Raw genomic sequence first — 20,000 nt, forward strand, 5'->3', positions numbered from 1 at the left:
AGACAGTTTTAAATAGATAAATAGGTTAAATAGGTTAAACAAATCGACCTTATACAATTATGTTATAACATAACATTAAAGATAGCAAAGGAAAATTCCCAGTTAGTATGAAAGCCACCCTTTTTTTTGTATTGCTCCTCCTCTCTACAGACATAAAAATGCCCTCTAATCATTAGATTAAAGAGCATGGGTATATCATTGAAAATTTAAGTGGTTTGTTATTTATTTGAGCTCTAAAGGCGGCACATCCTGACCACGTCTGTGGTAAAAGTCCGCCACAAACTCATCAAATCTGTCTTCATCGATGGCATCACGAATGCCTTGCATTAAGCGCTGATAATAACGCAGATTATGAATGGTGGCCAGCTGAGCGCCGAGCATCTCTTTGCACTTATTTAAGTGATATAAATAAGCACGGCTAAAGTTTTGGCAGCAGTAGCAGTCACACTCTGGATCTAATGGGCCTTGATCTTCACGATATTGACTGTTTCGAATGCGTACAATGCCTTGGTTGTCTTCATTACCAGTGACAAAGTAATGTCCATTACGCGCGTTACGGGTAGGCATCACGCAGTCGAACATATCGACCCCGCGGCGTACCGCTTCTAAAATATCCTCAGGCTTGCCCACACCCATTAGATAGCGAGGCTTATCGGCTGGCATAAGCTCTGGCATATAATTTAAAACGCTGATCATCTCCTCTTTGGGCTCACCCACAGACAGACCACCAATAGCATAGCCATCAAAGCCAATCTCTAACAAGCCATCCATAGATTGACGACGCAGATCTTCATACATACTACCTTGCACAATGCCGAACAGTGCATTGGTATTGCCCAATTTTTTGTGCTCATCGACGCAGCGTTGACCCCAACGTAGGGAGAGCTCAAGTGATTTTTGGGCTTCAGAATAAGTCGCTGGGTATGGCGTGCATTCATCAAACTGCATCACGATGTCTGAGTTTAATGAATACTGGATTTGCATTGATTTTTCAGGCGATAAAAACACTTTAGCGCCATCAATGGGCGACTTAAAGGCCACACCTTCTTCAGTAATCTTGCGCATGGCGCCCAGACTAAATACCTGAAAACCGCCTGAATCGGTCAAAATAGGCTTATTCCAGTTCATAAATTGATGTAGACCACCGAATTTATCAATCACTTCGGTGCCAGGACGCAGCCACAAGTGGAACGTATTACCAAGAATAATATCAGCGCCAATATCTTCAATATCACGAGGCAGCATGCCTTTGACGGTGCCATAAGTACCTACTGGCATAAAGGCTGGGGTTCTGATTTCACCGTGATTGACTGTCACAGTACCTCGGCGCGCACGAGACTCGCCCGCGGCTGTTTTATGTAGGGTAAATTGCATAGCATTAACTCAGAGTAATTAGGTTAAAAATAAGATAAACAAACAAAGGAGCGCTTAAGCTAAAAGAAGTCGTCATGCGATTGATTTGGGCTAACACAGGGGTTAGTTGAGATCGGCACTCGCCAATAGACGCAATTATAACATTGCTGGGATATTTGCGGGGCAGTTGCTCTGAGTTTTTTATTTCCCAAGGTTTAATACTGCCCATAAGTGATTTAATACTGCCAATAAGTAATGATATTAACAAAGCTGGCAGCCAAAAATGCATCCGGCTTATTTTAAAATTTGCTAGTAATCACAAGTTTACTTTGCTATAAAAGCAAGACGGCCTTTTATCAGACCTGATTAATTACAGGGGGCTATTTCCTTTTTTTTACTTTATAACATCGTCTGTCTGCTCTTGATAATGAGCCTATCAGTAAGGCGAGGAGTCTTCTATGAGCTTAAGAGTCATCATTGCCATTATTTTTATTCTGCTGATCGTCGTGCTGTTGTTCATTATGCTTCGTGGCCAACCCTCCTCAAAAAAATCACGCACAGTGACTCAAGATAAGAGCAAGGCTGATGCTCATACCACTAATGAAGAGGACACGTCTGTTGTCCAAAGCACAGCTGTTGATCGTACCAGCTTTGCCAGCAGTGCCTTACCGCAAAAGAACACCCCAAGCGGCCAAGCAGATGGCGTCATAGACCCCAGCCAAGATGCCGAGCACGCCGTACCTTCTAAACACACCCTCTTAGCAGAGCTGCCAGAGCAGACAGCCATAGAGGAGCCGTTATTAGTCGAAGCAGAGTTGGCAGAGATGCTGGCCATCAGTGAGCAGTCAGAAGCGCTTGAGGTAGCGCAGTCTAAAGCGGATATCTTACAAGCAGATCCGGCCATAGCGTCCAAAAAATCAGCAATGACACATGCTGCGGGTGAAGAACACGGAGACCAGCTGCTTACCAAATCCACTGAACCAGTTAAGCCTGAAGCAGTTGAACCTGAAGCAGTTGAACCTAAAGCAGTTGAAACTAAAGCCATTGAGCCTGAAGCAACTAAAATGGCCGAAGCCGTTGTTGAAAATCTACAACACACCAGCACACAAGAGCCTAAGCCCCATGCTGAACCTGCGTCTAAAGCCGAGCATGACGCTGTAACTTTAGCTGACCCCGAGCCAAAAGCCGCTCAAGTTACTGCAGCTGCCCCCTCTTCTACTGCGGCTAGTAACAAGCCTGCACATAAATCACCTGCGATAAAAATTCAAAGCTATGAAGAGCGTCAAGCTGCTCTAAACAGCACACCGACACCTGCTACAGATGAGCTGCGCCAAGTGATGCGCTCACAACCCGACGCGTACAGTCTGCAGGGGTTTGATTTCGTTAAAGATATAGATGGCGCTAAGCTGACTTTAGATCTGGCAGAACAGTACATAGAATTGGGTGAGTACGACAGTGCCAAACGCTTATTGCAAGAAATTATTAATAGCTCGGCCAACCAAGCTCAAAAGGCAACTGCTGAGCAAATACTTGGCCAGCTTTACTGATCTAAATGTTAAGCCATTGGGTTTATACCACGTCTATACTGCATTTATACTATGTTTATACCACTGCCATTAACTTATGAGACAACGACCTACCATGACCGCACACATTAACAGCACAGTCACCACCGACAACACCTCAGATCTGAATCAAGTCCAACTTATCTATGCCGGCGGTACTTTTGGTAGCTATGGCAAGCCGTTATCTGCACTGCCTGCTGATACCTTTCTGCCCCTACTTTTGGATAAAATATATCAAAACCTAACTTCAAAAATTGAGGTGTTGTCAAATACTTGTGTCAAAGACAGCAGTCAATTGTCACCGGCTGATTTGGCACATTTTTTTGAGCTGATTTTGATGCGTTATGCGCAGGGGTATCGTAAGTTTGTACTGATTACTGGCACTGATACCCTTAGTTATCTGGGGTCATTTTTGGCAGAAGCTTTCGCCGGTAGCGATTTGTGCCTAGCATTGACCGCCAGCATGCGCCCGCTATTTGATGCCAATGACATTCATAATTATCATATCGATGCACACAGTGATGCTTGGGGTAATTTATCAGAGGCCATCGGACTTGCCAGCCATGGCGAGCCTGGAGTTTCTATCACTTTTGCAGGTGAGTCTTGGCCGGCGCAAACCGTACAAAAAATCCATAGCCATGACCTCATGGCCTTCACCGGTCACCAACGCGCTGGCTATCCGGCCAACAGTTATCAAAAAATACTGCCTGCCACACGCCGTCATAACTGGATCGGGGACTCTCAGCACAAGCTGCCTGCTGTGTTAGAGGCTGCTAAAGACACCATCATTCCCACCCTCTATTGTGTCCCAAATAGCGCAGACTGGCTGGCCACTCAGTTAGATAACTTATTAAGCTTGCCGCCGACTGGGGTGATTTTAATGGGCTTTGGTGCAGGCAATATCCCTTATAGCGATAAGCTTGCTGCTACTATGGATACGGTAGCAGCACACGGCCATATCCTCGTTTGTACGACCCAGTGCCCTTATGGCGGAGTCAGTGAGGCTTATGCTGCTGGTAGCTGGCAATATGAGCACCAAGTGTTATCGGCCGGCAGACTGACCATTCCTGCTGTGTATGCCCGACTGCTGTGGTTACATCTGGCTTATGACACACCCGCCAGACGTCGTCAGCGCTGGCAATACAGCGTAAATAAGGCATAAACTTTGCCTAAAAATCTTTATAATGCCCCCTTTTTATCCTATTTTACCGACCAATTTGGCTTTACCCATGACGTTTACCCCCTCAGATCGAAGCGATACACAACTACCCACTGCCTCAAGTGATTTGCTTGAGACGACCACAGCACCCTCTAGTAGCACCCCTCAGCACCCTGCTCAAACCTATGCGCTAGGTGTTGAATTCAATGGCGCCAACTATCGGGGATGGCAGCGCCAGCAAGAGGTGTTGTGTGTACAGCAGGTACTCGAGGAGACACTGAGCAAAATTGCCAATGAGCCCATTGAAGTGGTGGCAGCCGGTCGTACAGATGCTGGCGTGCATGGCGGTAATATGCTGGCTCACTTCACCACTTCTGCCAAGCGCGGCGTATATAATTGGCTGCGCGGTGCCAACAGTCTGCTACCTGATGACATCGCCATTCGCTGGATTCAGCCCATGCCCGATACGTTTCATGCCCGCTTTGGCGCCATCGCCCGCCGTTACCGCTATATTACTCTCAATCAGCCGCAGCGCCCGGCGGTCCTCAATCACTTGGTGACCCACATTCATGAGCACTTAGATTTGGCCTTGATGCAGCAGGCTGCTGAGCATATCGTCGGCACCCATGACTTTAGCAGCTTTCGCGCCGCTGCCTGCCAATCTAAGCAGCCGGTACGCAATATTCATCATGCTAAGCTATTTAAGCATGGCGAGTTTATTGTGTTTGATATTCAGGCAGATGGCTTCTTGCATCACATGGTACGAAACCTGATGGGCACCTTGTTTGCCATTGGTAAAGGTGAGCTTCAACCTGAGGATTACTTACGGATTTTGCAGGCCAAAGACCGTACCATTGCCCCGCCGACAGCGCCGCCAGATGGGCTATATTTTATTAACGCCTATTACCCTGAGCCAATGCAAGCCCTACTACCAAAGGTGCCACTAGCACCGCAGTGGCTAAATCTGCCCGAACAATAAGCGCTCTAACCATCCATTAACATGCGAACCATCCATTAATAAGCAACTAGCAAATTCGACGTATTTTATCAAGTGATACCACAACAAAATTTGCTTAATCAGCGGATGTTGCGTATAATAACGACCTACAATTCTATTTGAACGGGTTAACCCAAATAATTATGGCAAAAAAAGACGACATTATTGAATTTGAAGGCGAAGTCATTGACACCCTTCCAAACACACTTTTTAAAGTGCGCCTAGAAAATGGACATGAAATCATCGCCCATATTTCAGGTAAGATGCGCAAACATTACATCCGTATCTTAACCGGTGATAAAGTTAAAGTTGAAATGACGCCATACGACTTGACCAAAGGTCGTATTACTTACCGTGGTAAAACCTAATTTATAGGTTTTATTTAGTGCTCGCGACAGGTTGAGTGTGGAGTAGATATCAATCATCTAACCCTCTCAATAAAAAGACCGCTCCTTACAGAGCGGTCTTTTTTGTGGCTAAAATCTACCGTTTAGACGGATTGACTTGTACGTCAATGCAGCTACATCAATATAAATATAGCCTATTTATTTAAACTCAACTGTCGCGCCGTTTTCAATGGTATTTAATAATGCCATAGCGTCCCAGTTGGTTAGGCGGATACAGCCGGCGGAGGCTTGACGACTGATGCGCTCAGGATCCGGTGATCCATGAATGCCGTAAGAGGGTTTATCCAGTCCAATCCACACTCGGCCAACAGGGTTATTAGGTCCAGGAGGCAAGACGGTCTGCTTGCCATCGGCATCGGTATGGGTGTAGTTGGGATCACTTACCTTAACTTTTACTTTATGGGTACCGGTGGGTGAAGGCGTTGCCGTACTGCCTACAGTTGTGGGATAGCTGGCCACCAATTTATTGTCTTTGTCATAAGCATATAAGGTCTGCTGGTTTTTATCTGCCACTACCCGACTAATGGCTTTTGTATTGGCACGGCCGGGGTTATAAACCGTCAAAGTTTCCCCAGTGACAAATTTTGCATTGGGATTTAACTGTTTAAGATAGCTGACACTCATATGGAATTTTTCACCCAATGCTTCAGGAATGCTTTCATAATACAGCCCTTCAAGTTTAGACTTGGCTTCTACCCCAGCTGGTATCGTGGTGGTCTTAATATTGACATCTGAATCTTTTAGCGTATAGCTAATCAATACCGGCTTTTGCCCAAGATTGTCATTTTGTCCTGACCCTTTTAACAAAGCCTCCCAAGTTTTTTGATCCAAAGTATCCGTGACGGGTAACCCCTGGGCCTGCTGAAAAGCTTGCATCGCTTTTTGGGTATTTTTGCCCCAATAGCCATCGACAGCACCGACACCATGTTGATTCCAGTTTAATAACGCCTGTACTTTGGTGCCCACAGCCTGAGTCATCTTCACGCCCGGCTTCCACTCGCTACTGTTGACCTGCTTTGCCATGGCCGATAAGCTGGTATCTTTTGCCGCATTAGCGGCAGCATCTGATTGAGCAGTGGCTTGGGTGGCCGCTGATTCACTGGTAGTGGGGCCTGATGCCTCTACATTAGCGTCACTTTGAGCGTCATCAGCCGCTTGCGCCATGTCCTCTTCATTATCTAAATCATCAGTCTGTGTATCCTCAGCTAAGGCTTGATCTGCAGCAGATTCAGACATGCTGGTTACTTGTGGCGGTGTGTTAGTATTTGATTGTACAACATCATTATCAGCTTGAGCATAGGCCACTACAGGCAATGTCAACGCCGCTAATATGGCCACAGTGAGTGTTTTTAACGTTGCCTGTTTTAAACTATTTGTCGAGGGGGTAAGCATTTATGTGCCTCTTTTTTCTTATTGTTGGTTTTATTTTATAAGCTATTAATATACAACCTAAGTGCTTATAAATGAACGGCTTAAGCGTTATGTTATGCAAAGTTATGTATATCTAAAGCCTCGCCAATTCCTCAAAATCCAATAAAAAAAGACCCGAATCCGAAGACTCGAGTCTACTGATTAGAGCTAAGTTAGTCTAACTGTTATTTAATTTAATTTAACTTAGCTTAGCTTAGCTGATTTTGGCTTAGCTTAGCTTGGCCAATACTGCCTCACCCATTTGTTTACAGCCTACCAAGGTTAAGCCTGTTTCATCAGCATCCATAATATCACCCGTACGCAAGCCATCATCTAGCACATCGCTTACAGCTTGCTCAATTGCCGCAGCAGAAGCTTCATGCTTAAAGGTGTAACGCAGCATCATAGCAACCGATAAGATGGTGGCTAAGGGGTTGGCTTTGTCTTGACCAGCAATGTCTGGTGCACTGCCGTGGCAAGGCTCATACATGCCTTTACCATGCTCATCTAAGCTCGCTGATGGCAACATACCGATAGAGCCGGTCAACATGGCGGCCTCATCCGATAAGATATCGCCAAACATATTACCCGTCACCATCACATCAAACTGCTTGGGATTTTTTACCAATTGCATACAGGCATTATCGGCATACATATGGCTTAAGTCCACGTCGCTATAGTCAGCCTGTTGCAGCTTAATCATGGTCTGCTTCCAAAGCTCGGTGACCTCTAACACATTGGCTTTGTCCACTGAACATACTTTGGCGGGTGTGCCATTGGCTTTAGCACGCACTTGCGCCAAATCAAAGGCCACTTTACCAATACGCTCAATCTCAGAGGTCTTATACACCATGGTGTTGTAACCTTGCTGTTCGCCATTGTCTAAGGTGCGAATACCGCGTGGCTCCCCAAAATAAATACCACCCGTCAGCTCACGCACGATAAGCAAGTCTAGACCTGAGATGATTTCCGGCTTTAAGCTTGAGGCATTAGCCAGCTGAGGGTACAGCTTGGCCACCCGTAAGTTGGCAAACAAACCCAGCTCACTGCGAATTTTTAATAGACCACGCTCAGGACGAATACTGCGCTCAATGCCATCCCATTTAGGCCCACCCACAGCACCTAATAATACCGCATCTGCCGCACGGGCTTTCGCCAAAGTTTCATCAGGCAGTGGCACGCCAGCATTATCGATAGCGATACCGCCGATATCTGCCGTCTCCAAGCTTAAACCTAAGTCAAACTTGTCATTTACAGCTTCTAATACAGCCACAGCCTGAGTCATAATTTCAGGGCCAATGCCATCGCCAGCTAGGGTTAAAACGGTTGCCATAGTTGTTATTCCTAAGTTTTTATCAAATAAATTGTAATGAGCTATCGATTACGCCATCAAATGAAGTCGCGGATAAGGCCTATTGATTAGGCGCGTACTTCTTTAAAAATCCAAGGCGTATTTTGCTGCATTTTGGCCTCATAAGCTTTGATCGCCTCGCTTTGCTGTAAAGTAAGACCGATATCATCGAGACCATTTAACAAACAGTGCTTACGAAACTCATCAACCTCAAACGGATACTCTGTGCCGTCAGGGGTGACGACCACTTGACGCTCAAGGTCAGCGGTTAACTCATAGCCTTCGTTGGCAAGGCATTGCTCGAACAAGTCGTCAACTTGCGCTTCGGTCAATACAATGGGCAACATACCATTTTTAAAGCAGTTGTTATAGAAGATATCGGCAAAGCTTGGGGCAATTACGGTGCGAAAGCCATACTCTGATAAAGCCCAAGGTGCATGTTCACGGCTTGAGCCACAGCCGAAGTTATCACGGGCCAGCAAAATAGTTGCACCTTGATAGCGCGGTTTATTAAGCACAAAATCAGGATTAATCGGACGCTTAGAGTTGTCTTGTCCTGGGAAGCCTTCATCCAGATAGCGCCAATCATCAAATAAATTGACGCCAAAACCTGTGCGTTTGATAGATTTTAAAAACTGCTTTGGGATAATCTGATCGGTATCCACATTCGAGCGATCAAGGGGGCATACGATGCCAGTTTGGGTATTATAAGCTTGCATTAGAGGTTCCTTAACATAGGGTATCTGATAAAACGGAGTATGGCCTTAATCACTGATTAAAAGCTTCGCACATCCACAAAATGACCGGCTAAGGCCGCCGCCGCCGCCATTGCTGGGCTAACTAAGTGGGTGCGACCACCATTGCCCTGACGACCCTCAAAGTTACGGTTTGAGGTTGAGGCGCAGTGTTCTTGTGGCTCAAGCTTATCAGCATTCATGGCCAAACACATTGAGCAGCCAGGCTCACGCCATTCAAATCCTGCCTCAATAAACAACTTATCTAATCCCTCTTGCTCCGCTTGCTGTTTTACCTGGCCCGAGCCGGCAACCACGATGGCTTCTTTAACGTTGGCTGCCACTTTACGGCCTTTAATCACCGATGCCGCTGAGCGCAAGTCTTCAATACGAGAGTTGGTACACGAGCCAATAAAAATACGATCAAGCTTGATATCGGTAATCGGCTGGCCTTGCTCAAGACCCATATATTGATAAGCACGCTCCCATGCCTCAGCCTGCACCTCATCTTTTGCCTGAGCTAACGTTGGAACATATTGAGTCACATCCACCACCATCTCAGGTGACGTGCCCCAAGACACTTGCGGGGCAATGTCACTGGCATCTAGCTCAACAATCGCATCAAAATGTGCGCCCTCATCTGAGTGCAAGGTATTCCAGTACTCAACCGCTTGATCCCACTGCTCACCTGTTGGTGCAAAAGGACGGCCTTTGACATATTCGATGGTGGTCTCATCCACACCAACCATGCCCACACGAGCACCAGCTTCTATGGCCATGTTACACACAGTCATACGGCCTTCCATGCTCATGTTTTCAAATACCTCACCAGCAAACTCAATGGCATAACCGGTACCGCCTGCCGTACCAATCTTAGCAATAATGGCCAACACCACATCTTTGGCAGTCACGCCAGCGCCTAGCTCACCATTGACACGGATCAGCATATTTTTAGATTTCTTTTGTACCAAGCACTGAGTGGCCAACACGTGTTCGACTTCAGAGGTACCAATACCATGAGCCAAACAGCCCAAAGCGCCATGCGTTGCCGTATGTGAATCACCACATACCACGGTCATACCTGGCAATACCAGGCCTTGCTCTGGGCCTACTACGTGTACGATACCTTGACGCACATCGTTGATGGTAAACTCTGCAATATTAAACTTAACGCAGTTGTCATCCAACGTTTTGACCTGCAAGCGAGACACTTCATCTTTAATACCACTGACGCCTTCAAGACGCTCTTTGCGCACTGTGGGTACGTTATGATCAGGCGTCGCAATATTGGCTGATAGACGCCAAGGTTCACGATTGGCCAGCGCTAAACCTTCAAAAGCTTGCGGGCTAGTCACTTCATGCAACAAGTGGCGGTCAATATAAATTAGACTTGAACCGTCATCACGTTGACTGACCAAGTGCGCATCCCAAAGTTTGTCATAAAGTGTTTTTGCAGTCGTTATCGTTATTGCTGACATGGAAAGTATCCTTGCTGGCTTATAAAATTAAGCTCTAAATAAAAAAATCATTAATAAAAAAGGTATAAAGCGCAAGAACATTGCACCGTTGATAGCCGCTTAACTTGTGGCGCAATTGGCCCCTCAAGGTCATTTAATCAGATTTAGCCTCTCAATATTATATATAATAATAACATTGGCTTTATAAGCGCTAAATGAGTGCAACATAACCTGCCTTATCTATTGAGATTATAACAGCTTAGTTATATAATAATAATTGATGATTTTTATCATAAAGCAAACTTTATATTATACTTAAACTTTTAACCCTTTTGATAGTTTTAGGCTGACCATGAATACCACAAATTTGACCACCTTTATCACTGTAATGCAAACGGGCAGTATTTCGGGCGCGGCTGAAAAACTTTTTATCACCCAACCTGCTGTCAGTAAGCGCATAAAAAACCTTGAAGATGAGTTTAAGGTTACCTTATTTGATACCTTAGGTCGTGGTATCGTGCCCACCGCTGCTGCTAATGAGCTACTGCCGCACGCCAAGCGCTGGCTGGATGATTACGATAACTTCAAGATCAATATCCAAAACTCTCAGCAAACCATTTCGGGAAAACTGGTCATTGGTACCAGTCACCATATCGGTCTTCATCACCTATCTCCAGTACTAAAACAGTTTATCCAGACCTATCCGTCTGTGCAGCTAGAGGTGCACTTTGTGGACTCAGAAGCGGCACACAAAGCGGTGTTGGATGGTGAGCTGTCATTGGCCTTTTTGACCCTACCCCCTGTGTATGACAAACGCCTGACTTATCATACACTTTGGTCAGACCCCCTGTTTTTTGTGACGGGGACCTTGTCGCCTTTAGCACAAAAATCCAATGTCACCTTAGAGCAACTGGCACACTACTCAGCCATCTTGCCGGCAGCCAATACGTTCACCAGTCAGATTACTTTGGCAGAGTTTGCCAAACAAAACCTAAAACCGTATGCCACCATGACTACCAACCCTCTAGAGTCTATTCGTATGCTGGTATCGGTCGGTCTAGGTTGGTCAGTATTACCGCAAACCTTGATCAACCACGAGTTGGCCTACGTTGATATGGCAAAGGATTTAGAATTGCAGCGGCATCTTGGGGTGGTCATCAACCCAAGCTTAACCCGCTCAGCCAGTGTTGATGCGTTAATGCAAATGCTGGCACCTATTAGCTCATAAGTAACTAATAAGTAGCTAATAATCCCCCTTCTTAATTTATTTGCCGCTTTATTGAGCTAATCAGTTAGCGTGCCACTTTTAGCCTCCTATGTGCTTTCTGCCAGCGACTGTAATCAGTCGCTGGCGGTGGCAGTCAACCTTATGTTAATTGTTTTTGTGAATTACGTTCGTAATCGCCTTTTTTTTACTTTATAATGCACTTATATTGCCAAAAGTTAATGGAGCGTAACCTATGCGTTGTGAATACTGAGCTGTTTATCCATTAATAGATTATTATTGGTTTTTGCACAGCAGTTTTCAGGGCATAAGGTTTAAATAAAAAAACTTTTACCTTATTACCTTAACTTTTGTTGATACTCTTTTAGTTTTTATAAAAAAACCATTATGATACCCATACCATAATGGTTTTTTTGTGCTTAAAAAACATATTACATAAGGATTTTGTTATGAATGGAATTGAACCTGGCGTGCTCATCTCGCTCGCCCTCTACTTTTTACTGATGATTGCCATCGGTATTTGGGCCTATTTTAAGGCCGAAAACGACTCAGAAGGCTATATGCTGGGCGGTCGTAACTTAAGCCCAGGGGTTGCCGCCTTATCTGCAGGCGCCTCAGATATGTCAGGTTGGCTATTATTAGGCCTACCCGGCTACATGTACAGCTCAGGTGTGGTTAGTATCTGGATTGCTTTAGGCTTAACCCTCGGCGCCTTTGCGAACTATCTCTTAGTGGCCCCAAGACTGCGTGTCTATACAGAAGTCGCTGACAACGCCATCACCCTGCCCGATTATTTCGCCAACCGTTTTGAAGACAAGTCTCACCTGCTTCGTGTCATCTCAGCCATCGTTATTATTTTATTCTTTACCGTGTATACTGCAGCCAGCTTAGCCGGCGGTGGTAAATTATTCGACAGCGCCCTAGGCATGTCTTATAGCACAGGCCTGTGGGTAACGGCAGGTGTGGTTGTGGCCTATACCTTATTCGGTGGCTTCTTAGCAGTTTCGACCACGGATTTTGTGCAAGGCGTCATTATGCTATTGGCGATGATTATTGTACCTGTCGTGGCCTTTACAGATTTAGGCGGTGTGGGTGCCACAACCACAGCCATTCGCAATATTGACCCCCAAATGCTTAACATCTTTAGCGGCATGAGCTTTTTAGGCATTTTGTCATTGATGGCATGGGGTTTAGGCTATTTTGGTCAGCCACACATTATCGTACGCTTCATGGCGATTCGTTCAGTAAAAGACGTGCCAACTGCCCGTAGAATTGGTATGAGCTGGATGATTGTCAGCTTAATCGGGGCATTAATGACAGGCTTTGCTGGCCGTGCTTATGTCCAAAAAACTGCCATGACCTTAGATGACCCAGAGACCATCTTCTTAGTATTCACTAACTTCTTATTCCATCCTTTAGTCTCAGGCTTCTTGTTAGCAGCGATTTTAGCCGCCATTATGAGTACCATATCCTCACAGTTACTGGTAGTGTCAAGCTCTCTAACCCGTGATGTATATAAATTATTCTTTGATAGACAGGCCCCAGAAGCACGTCAAGTATTGGTAGGTCGTATCTCTGTTGTCGTGGTAGCTTTGGTATCTATTTTCTTAGCTTCCGACCCTGACAGCTCAGTATTATCGCTTGTGTCTAACGCATGGGCAGGCTTTGGTGCTGCCTTTGGTCCGTTGGTTATTATTAGCTTAATGTGGAAACGTATGAACCGTAATGGTGCGCTGGCAGGTATGATTGTCGGTGCCCTAACCGTGATTATTTGGGTCTATGCAGGCATACAAACTCCTGATGGCGTCGCTTTAAATGACTGGTTATATGCCATTATCCCAGGCTTTATTTTAAGCTCTATTGCTATTGTGGTCGTCAGCTTGGCCACTGCTGCACCAAGTGCCAAAATTCAAGCCAAATTTGAAGAGATGGAAACCAATCTATAACCATAGCCTCACTTCAAACCACACTTCATCAACACCAAAGACCTCGCATGATGCGAGGTCTTTTTTATCTAGAGATAAATGTATTTTACCTGCCCGCTAGAAAGTCTTAGTAAATAAAATGGTGGCTGTTTTGTCATCACGGTCATCATAGTATTTGAAGTTACTTGAGGTCTTCTCATAATCAAATACCAAGCGTGGGGTTAAGCCTAGTACCGTCAAATCACGCTTCCAAACTTGCAACCCTAAGGAGCTGGTTTTGTCTTTGCGATGGGTATCATTGCCCTCTACGCGATAAGTTCGGTAAAAGAAATCTGCGATATCATCTGAAGGCTTATCATAGTCTTTAATAGCATAGCTTGCTGAGGCTAAAGTAGAGATACCTTGGTTCCATTCACGCCCCCAGCCCACGTTTACTGAATTTCTATCATAACTTAAGAAGCTGGTCTTATCGACATCGTTTTTATAGCTACCCAAACCACCATAAAAATACTCGTTGGCATCTTTAATATATAGACCATTGACCCCTAAAAACAGGCCATCTGCTTCACGCAGATCTTTGTCATCATCATCTATGGTTTCATTAGAGTACATACCTGTTGCCGTCAGCTTGAGCTTTGGCTGTACCCAACGTGAGCCACTAAGCGTCACCCCCTTTCGCCAGCTATACGGCTCTTCCCCATAAAAGCGCTTGGTCACAAAAGGACTAATAGACACATCATTTTTGGCATCATCGTAACCCAAGGCTGTCGAGGCTGTGACCAGATAATCATTATACTCACTATTATCCCAATAGCCTCTTAGTGAGGCATTACCACCCACTTCAGCATAAAAGTTTTTGTCTAGGTTAATACGTTTACTCGCACTTCCTGATACCTGCAAACCTTTGCCGGATTCAGGCTTACTTGTGGCACCTAATTGAGCATCTACAATTTGCCTTTCAGGTACCCCATTTAAGTTCTTATCATAAACATAGCTGGCAGAAGCACTAAAGCGCCACTGCTCCTGCTCTTTGATGCGCTCAATTAAGCGATCAACATTGGCCATTACCGGTGGTGGAATATCCGCGCCACGCAGCTTCTGCAACTGGTCTGCAGCAGCGGTATACTGCTTATCAGCATACAACGCTTGGGCCATATTAAGACGCACTGGATGAAAGTCAGGGTTGTCTGCCAACATGTCTTTATATATCGCAATAGCTTTTTTGTTTTGTCCTTCACTACGATATACCAAGGCATCAGCGAACTTAATTAGCATGGGATCATTAACTTCTAATGCCCTATAATATGGGAGCAGCTCTTTAACAGTGGCCATATCCTGCGCTGCCAATGCGGCATTTAAAAACTTTGTAAAAGTTACAGGGTCCGCTTTTAAAGCCTCTAAATCATAGCCTTGTATAGATTGAACTTTTTTGCGCTCATCTAGTGCTTTTTGTGCTTCTTGCTTAGATACGGTTGCTGTTGGTACGTTCGTGCCTAAGGTAATATCTTGGCGCTCACGTTTAATTAATTCATCTGCCTGGTCATTATTATCTCTAGTCTCCTCGATAAATCCAGGAGGAATATCGTCAGCCGCATAGACCAGAGGACTATAAACTGCGCTGAGCAATAAGGTAGAAGTGGTGAGGGTTCTTAAGAGGTGCGAATGTGTCATAGTTATCCCTAACAGTGTTACTAAAATCCAATATTCAGTCTATTTTCTATAATTAAAGCCAAGTCCGCTTTAGTATACCTGTGTTCCTATCGAGGTATGCTGAGTCATACGACAGTAAATAATTGAGATATAAACAGTAGTCACTCATTTGACATTAAAGATATTTCAATATTTACCAAAGTATTTTACTAACTTAACTATAAGATAATAATGATAATTTTGCGAGAAGAAAAAGCGCCTAATTAGGCGCTTTTTCTTACTATAGTGTTTAAAATAGTTAATTGAGCTTGCTTGAATTTTATAAAGATAACAAAAGTCTGCTTACTTTACTGTTTTTCAGCTCCGAATGTACCTTGGAAACGAGTTCCTGTACCAGGTAAGTCGCCTTTACCACCTTCGATTGCCGCATCTTGATAGATACCACCTAAGAATTTAGCATCTTCACCGTAGAAGCCACCAGCAGTATCGATACCATTAACATTACCTGCAAAGGTATTACCATCGATGGTCGCTTCAATGCCAATCTTATTACCTTCTGGCATATATTTGAAGTTACCGTCAAAGGCAAGCTCACCTTTCACTGAGTTATTCACAAAGTCAACATCGAAGGCTGATGTGCCTTTCACAGGAGCTGTATTTGCATTATCTCCTAAATGGATATTTTCGATATAGGTCGCTACTCCTGTATACTGAGCCTTACCTTCATTGATATCTTTCAACCTATCCATTGCCTCTGTAGCAGTTAAGTACCCCTGGACATAGACGTTAGTAGCTCGAGATACCTCTCCTGCAGCAGAGTCAAAGTTACCGTAAACGTGACCTACTTGCATTTGACTGTCAAAGTTTTCGTAAACAGATTTATAATTAAATGTAGGGTTAAAACTACCTTTTCCAGCATCAACCTTCACACTACCTGATTGCTTTAATGATACGTCAATAGGCTTAAGCACCGAGTCAGGCTTCACCATATCAGCACGTACCACGCCTTTATCAAAGCTCTTGAAATTGTCGCCTTTACGATTATCTACTGGTACTAAACTACCATCTTTATCTACTGTAGTGGTAAAGTCAGACTGATCATCACGAATAGCCACATAACCCACAGCATTATCGAGTTTACCTAGGCCAAACGGTAGTGTTTTTTCCTTGCTACTTAGCGTCGTAGACTGGAAGCCCGTCATATCCGACTCAACCGTAGGCAGCTCTGGCTCACTTGGTGCATTCGAGCCCCTAGTCTCTACTTTACTGGCGCCAAACGTCCCTTGGAATGTAGTCCCCTCACCCTTTTTCTTAGCGACTCCACCTGTGGTTAGAGCTTGTTGATAAACTCCGCCCAAAAGCTTAGCATCCTCACCATAAAAACCGCCTGCAGTATCAATATTATTTAGATTACCAGCAAAGGTATTACCAGTAATATCCGCTTTAATCTTGATCTTATTGCCTTCTGGCATATACTTATAGGCACCAGCATTAAACGCTAGCTCCCCTTCAAGATTGGCATTGATAAAATCAACATCAAATGTAGAGGTACCATCAACTACAGGTCCAGCACGCTTCCCATCTTTTAAGTGCAGGTTCTCCATATAAGTGGCAACACCCTTATACTCAACCTTACCGTCATTAAGCTCACTGTCTACCTTATATTGAGCCAAATCTTTCATGTACTGCATGTCCGTAAGGTTGGTAGCATTACCTTGAACATGGACGTTAGACAAGCGACCTGGAGTGATGATTGTCCAGCGAACTTTAGGATCCCCTAAGACATGACCAATTTGCATTTCGCCATCGAAATCTTTATAGATAGACTGATATTCAAAATCTCTTCTTAAAATTGGTCCGAGCTCAATCAATGTCTCATCTGTATGCTGCTTAAAGCCGTTGCCATAGCTGGCGTCTTCACTACCCGTTAAGTTCACACCCACTGCTGCATAGTATTCTCGTGAATCAGTTTCATTAGCTCGAATAGACAACTGATCATAGCTGCCTGTCTTATTATCACGAATAGCACCGTAGTGTATGCTTGGGCCGATTAAGTTATCATTACTTAATGCACTGCTGTGAAAGCCAGTAACATTCGAATCAACTGCAACATCAGGATTGGCTACAGGGTCGAGCGTCTTAGTAGTTTTACTTGCGCCAAAGGTGCCTTGGAACGTGGTTCCCTCACCTGGTGCACTACCCTCTCCTCCAGGTATTAACGCTTGCTGATAAATACCGCCCAACAGACGTCCATCCTCTCCAAAGAAGCCACCCGCAGTATCAATACCATTATTATTGCCTTTAAAAGTATTGCCGGTTATACCCGCTTTAATACCGATTTTATTGCCTTCAGGCATATACTTGTAGTCACCATCTTGGAAACTAAGCGTCCCTTCAAGCAAAGCTTTGACAAAATCAACGTTAAATTCAGAGGTACCATTCACAACAGGGCTACTTTGCTGACCATCCTTAAGATGTAAATTCTCCATATAGGTCGCATCACCTGTGTACTGAACCACTCCTTCACTTAGATTGGTGTCTTGATGATGCTTTGCCCAGCCTTGTAAGAACTCAATATCTGCCTCATCTGTGGCATTCCCTTGTACGTAGACATTCGATAAACGATATTCATCGACGTTTATTAGCGGAGCTTTTAGGTCACCATGAACATGACCAATTTGCATTTGATCATCGAAGTTCTTGTAGGTGGTGGTGTAATCCATACGGCGCTTTCGTGGAGCGATACCTGCTGAGTCTTGCCCTACTACTTCAGTGAATCCAGAATGCTGCTTAAAGCCATTCTCCAAGTCACTGTCATTTGCACCCGTTAGTTGAATATCAATAGGACCCTGCTTGGCCATTTTTGAAGCAACTTTATCGGCTCGAACGGCTATTTGATTATAGCTATTAGAATTATTTTCTAAAATTTCAGTGTAGCGAATACTGGTACCTAGACCAGACTTGCCAATGGCGTTGCTCTGGACTCCTGTTAAATTAGATTGAGCAGCAACATCAGGATTGGTAGGTGTGTTTTGCTTAGTACTTGTGCCTGCATAGGCTGATACTGAAGCGAAAATAAAAGAGGTTAATAAGACAACGCTTGGTTTTAAAGGGGTATTCAATTTTTTAGCTGAAGACACAACCAAATTTGAATGACAGTGAAGTGACATTCGACTTCCTCCATGAAGATAAAAATACATTCCAATTTTGTTACTATAACTTAATAAGTGACAACAAATACTTATATTATCGATATTGACAATAAAGTCAACTTATTAAACAGACTTATCAGTGAAATTAATAAACGTAGCTGCTCTTTTTAATTAACCCAAAAAAAGCGCCCCTATTAGGACTAATGCCAGTCAGTTAAGGCAAAAACTCAATAAAAGTAATAAAATAGCCCATCTAATAAGTAGATGGGCTATTTTACTATGAGACTACAAGACGCTATTAATGAGACGCATAAAAGGACTCCAGACACCCTAGAACAATTTAGTGAATTAATAGACCCTGAGTGGATACAGCAAGCTTTAGAGTATACCGGCAAAGCGAGCATTAGAAGACGTAAGCTACCTGCCGAACACGTTGTTTGGATAGTCATCGGCACAGCTTTATATCGAAACCGTTCAATTTGGTATATCACAGAGCAGATGCGTCTTAATCTAGACTCACAGGCCTGTGTGCCCAGCGCTGTGGTACAAGCAAGACAACGCCTCGGGCATGAGCCTCTAAAGCAGCTATTTCATCAACTAAGTGCTCACTACCAAACAGAATCACGAGCCCAGCAGCAAGACTTCATGGGACTTAGCGTCCACGCTGTAGATGGCGTCGTATACTCACTCCCATCCACTGATGAGAATCTTCAGTACTTTAGCTCAAGCAAAGGCAGAACTAAAGAGGCGCCCTATCCCCAAATGCGTTCAGTATGTCTGATCAATACTGACACGCATGAGGTCATTGACACAACCCTTGCAGATATGGGTCAAGGAGAGATCACCTTAGCCCGTCAGCTAAATGTTCAAGACAACAGCATTACGCTCTTTGATAGAGCCTATTTCTCAGCAGACCTACTGATTAGTTGGCAACAAGCCCATCCAAACAGTCACTGGCTCATGCGGGCTAAAGATAATCTGCGTTACACTGTGATTGAGACCTTTAGTGAAGGGGACTACTTAATACAAATGCCAGTCTCTCCTCAGGCACAAAAGAAAAATCCAAACCTACCTGCTACTTGGCAAGCTCGATTAATTGAGTGTCGTTATGAGGGCAAGACAAGACGATACATCACCTCTTTAATAGATGATAAACGCTTTACTAAGGATAAAGTGGCACAGCTCTACTTGCAGCGCTGGGAGATCGAGATGGCTTTTAGGGAAATTAAGTCTGATTTACAGCAGGGGCTGTTGTTAAGAAGTAAGCTGCCACAGCTTGTATTACAAGAGTTCTGGGGGCTTATGATTGCTTATAATCTAATAAGACGTTTGATGCGCTATATGGCCCTTAGAGCTAAGGTTAGCCCTCTACGAATTAGCTTCCATATGGCGTCTATTACGATTGTTGATCTGTTACGGTTTGCGCCTTTACAGGCTGCAGGACTCTTCCCTAAGCTGTTAGATGCAGTTTTAGAGGAGGGAAAATTGTTTGTTATTCCTGAACGTAGAAAGCGATCTTGCCCGAGGGTAGTTAAGGGGAAACCACAAAAATATCCCAAAAAAAATACCAGTCAGCGTTAACTGACTGGCATTACCCCTATTAGGACGCTTTTTT

At 44.4% G+C, this 20,000-nt stretch carries 14 protein-coding genes; 7 read left to right on the forward strand and 7 right to left on the reverse strand.

Translation table 11 applies throughout. From position 1 onward, the window contains the following. Positions 1 to 222: 222 nt before the first annotated feature. Positions 223 to 1,374 carry a tRNA guanosine(34) transglycosylase Tgt gene (gene tgt / locus MN210_RS10540; protein WP_011961144.1) on the reverse strand — a complete coding sequence of 384 codons (1,152 nt, stop codon included), beginning with the start codon at positions 1,372 to 1,374 and terminating at the stop codon, positions 223 to 225. 437 nt (positions 1,375 to 1,811) lie between these two features. Between tgt and MN210_RS10545 the strand changes: the two genes are divergently transcribed. From MN210_RS10545 to infA, 4 genes are all read left to right on the forward strand, one after another. Continuing rightward, the gene (locus tag MN210_RS10545; RefSeq protein WP_338412186.1) at positions 1,812 to 2,900 is read left to right on the forward strand and encodes a FimV/HubP family polar landmark protein; all 1,089 of its coding nucleotides are present in this window, start codon (positions 1,812 to 1,814) and stop codon (positions 2,898 to 2,900) included. Between the two features lie 94 nt (positions 2,901 to 2,994). After that, the gene (locus tag MN210_RS10550) at positions 2,995 to 4,080 is read left to right on the forward strand and encodes an asparaginase (RefSeq protein WP_338412187.1); all 1,086 of its coding nucleotides are present in this window, start codon (positions 2,995 to 2,997) and stop codon (positions 4,078 to 4,080) included. Positions 4,081 to 4,147: 67 nt separating this feature from the next. Next, positions 4,148 to 5,056, forward strand: a complete 909-nt coding sequence (gene truA, locus MN210_RS10555; RefSeq protein ID WP_338412188.1) for a tRNA pseudouridine(38-40) synthase TruA — start codon at positions 4,148 to 4,150, stop codon at positions 5,054 to 5,056. A gap of 161 nt (positions 5,057 to 5,217) precedes the next feature. Then, positions 5,218 to 5,442 (forward strand): translation initiation factor IF-1, encoded by a 225-nt coding sequence (infA, locus tag MN210_RS10560; RefSeq protein WP_011961149.1) that lies wholly within the window; start codon positions 5,218 to 5,220, stop codon positions 5,440 to 5,442. Between the two features lie 177 nt (positions 5,443 to 5,619). Here infA and MN210_RS10565 read toward each other — a convergent pair whose 3' ends face one another. The 4 genes from MN210_RS10565 to leuC all read right to left on the reverse strand — a co-directional run bounded on the left by MN210_RS10565 (position 5,620) and on the right by leuC (position 10,454). Further along, entirely contained in the window at positions 5,620 to 6,873 is a 1,254-nt protein-coding gene (locus tag MN210_RS10565) for a L,D-transpeptidase family protein (protein ID WP_155587493.1), read from the reverse strand. 247 nt (positions 6,874 to 7,120) lie between these two features. Next, positions 7,121 to 8,224 carry a 3-isopropylmalate dehydrogenase gene (leuB, locus tag MN210_RS10570; protein ID WP_011961151.1) on the reverse strand — a complete coding sequence of 368 codons (1,104 nt, stop codon included), beginning with the start codon at positions 8,222 to 8,224 and terminating at the stop codon, positions 7,121 to 7,123. A gap of 86 nt (positions 8,225 to 8,310) precedes the next feature. Further along, the gene (leuD, locus tag MN210_RS10575; protein WP_011961152.1) at positions 8,311 to 8,961 is read right to left on the reverse strand and encodes a 3-isopropylmalate dehydratase small subunit; all 651 of its coding nucleotides are present in this window, start codon (positions 8,959 to 8,961) and stop codon (positions 8,311 to 8,313) included. A gap of 56 nt (positions 8,962 to 9,017) precedes the next feature. Then, positions 9,018 to 10,454 (reverse strand): 3-isopropylmalate dehydratase large subunit, encoded by a 1,437-nt coding sequence (gene leuC, locus MN210_RS10580; protein ID WP_011961153.1) that lies wholly within the window; start codon positions 10,452 to 10,454, stop codon positions 9,018 to 9,020. A 331-nt stretch (positions 10,455 to 10,785) separates the two neighbouring features. Here leuC and MN210_RS10585 point away from each other — a divergent pair, with 331 nt between their 5' ends. Both MN210_RS10585 and putP read left to right on the forward strand, forming a co-directional pair. Further along, entirely contained in the window at positions 10,786 to 11,661 is an 876-nt protein-coding gene (locus tag MN210_RS10585) for a LysR family transcriptional regulator (RefSeq protein WP_011961154.1), read from the forward strand. A gap of 446 nt (positions 11,662 to 12,107) precedes the next feature. Further along, entirely contained in the window at positions 12,108 to 13,604 is a 1,497-nt protein-coding gene (gene putP, locus MN210_RS10590; protein WP_011961155.1) for a sodium/proline symporter PutP, read from the forward strand. Positions 13,605 to 13,700: 96 nt separating this feature from the next. Here the strand turns inward: putP and MN210_RS10595 are convergent, their stop codons facing one another. Together MN210_RS10595 and MN210_RS10600 are read right to left on the reverse strand one after the other, a co-directional pair. Then, on the reverse strand, positions 13,701 to 15,254 hold the full coding sequence (locus tag MN210_RS10595; protein ID WP_011961156.1) for a surface lipoprotein assembly modifier: 1,554 nt from the start codon (positions 15,252 to 15,254) through the stop codon (positions 13,701 to 13,703). Positions 15,255 to 15,580: 326 nt separating this feature from the next. After that, positions 15,581 to 18,403: a transferrin-binding protein-like solute binding protein gene (locus MN210_RS10600; RefSeq protein WP_338412189.1), complete on the reverse strand. Its 2,823-nt coding sequence runs from the start codon at positions 18,401 to 18,403 to the stop codon at positions 15,581 to 15,583. Positions 18,404 to 18,664: 261 nt separating this feature from the next. Between MN210_RS10600 and MN210_RS10605 the strand changes: the two genes are divergently transcribed. Then, a complete protein-coding gene (locus MN210_RS10605; RefSeq protein WP_338412165.1) occupies positions 18,665 to 19,966 on the forward strand; it encodes an IS4 family transposase in 1,302 nt (433 codons plus the stop codon). The last annotated feature ends 34 nt before the right edge of the window (positions 19,967 to 20,000 follow it).

Source organism: Psychrobacter raelei (assembly GCF_022631235.3).
Classification (GTDB): Bacteria; Pseudomonadota; Gammaproteobacteria; order Pseudomonadales; family Moraxellaceae; genus Psychrobacter; species Psychrobacter raelei.